The following is an 836-nucleotide window of genomic DNA, read 5'->3' on the forward strand; positions in this document are numbered from 1 at the left end:
CTAGGCTCAGGACCCATTGATTATCGTGGAGCCGCATGATTCACCGTCCGAAAACGGAGCGGTGATATGTCTGATCTTTTCTGGCTGAACGATGCGCAGATGGCGCGGCTGGAGCCCTACTTTCCGAAATCCCATGGCAAACCACGTGTCGATGATCGGCGGGTTTTAAGCGGGATTATTTTCATCAATCGCAATGGTTTGCGATGGCGAGATGCGCCTAAGGAGTATGGCCCCCACAAGACGCTCTATAACCGTTGGAAGCGTTGGAGCGACAAAGGCATTTTCGCACAGATGATGGTGGGACTGGCTGCCGAGCACAGCGAAAAGAATACCGTGATGATCGATGCTACCTACCTGAAGGCTCATCGCACAGCGTCCAGTTTGGGCGTCAAAAAGGGGGGCGTGGACGTCTTATTGGACGAACCAAAGGCGGCATGAACACCAAACTTCATGCAATCTGCGATAGCCGGGGGCGCCCACTCAACCTGTTCGTAACGGCAGGACAGGTGAGCGACTACATAGGTGCGCGAGCGCTTTGCGATAGTCTTCCGGATGTCGATTGGCTGCTCGGCGATCGCGGCTACGACGCCGACTGGTTCAGAGAAGCATTAAAAGACAAGGGGATACACGCCTGCATCCCAGGACGAAAACAGCGGAAGGCGACGGTGAAGTATGACAAGCGCAGATACAAACGCCGCAATCGGATCGAGATCATGTTCGGCAGACTCAAGGACTGGCGGCGCGTTGCCACTCGCTACGACCGATGCCCAAAGGTCTTCCTCTCAGCCATCGCTCTCGCCGCCACTGTCATCTACTGGCTATGAGTCCTGAGCCTA

General features: G+C 55.4%; 1 protein-coding gene. It reads left to right on the forward strand.

The genetic code is table 11. From position 1 onward, the window contains the following. Positions 1 to 66 precede the first annotated feature (66 nt). Positions 67 to 824, forward strand: a protein-coding gene (locus tag O4H31_RS19470) for an IS5 family transposase (RefSeq protein WP_132446007.1) whose coding sequence is annotated in 2 segments (ribosomal slippage) — positions 67 to 388 and positions 388 to 824 — 759 coding nt in all. Because the reading frame shifts where the segments join, the coding sequence is not laid out codon by codon here. The last annotated feature ends 12 nt before the right edge of the window (positions 825 to 836 follow it).

This window comes from Sulfitobacter dubius (genome assembly GCF_027214245.1).
Taxonomy (GTDB): domain Bacteria; phylum Pseudomonadota; class Alphaproteobacteria; order Rhodobacterales; family Rhodobacteraceae; genus Sulfitobacter; species Sulfitobacter dubius_A.